Here is a 203-nt window from a genome sequence, read left to right as displayed (position 1 = left end):
AACGAGATTCCCTAAGTAGCGGCGAGCGAACGGGGAAGAGCCCAAACCAGAGAGCTTAGCTCACTGGGGTTGAGGACTGACATAAATCAGAAAATATCTAGTCGAACTACCTGGAAAGGTAGGCCACAGAAGGTAATAGCCCTGTAGGCGAAAGATTGCATCTGAGGGTCAGAATCCAGAGTACCACGGGACACGAGGAACCC

At 51.2% G+C, this 203-nt stretch carries 1 rRNA gene; it reads left to right on the top strand.

The features are described 5' to 3' along the window. Positions 1 to 203, top strand: a 23S ribosomal RNA gene (locus GT1_RS22070); the annotation flags it as partial.

This window comes from Sporomusa sp. GT1, assembly GCF_014634905.1.
GTDB classification, from domain to species: Bacteria; Bacillota; Negativicutes; order Sporomusales; family Sporomusaceae; genus Sporomusa; species Sporomusa sphaeroides.
This window is presented reverse-complemented; position numbering and strand designations above follow the sequence as displayed.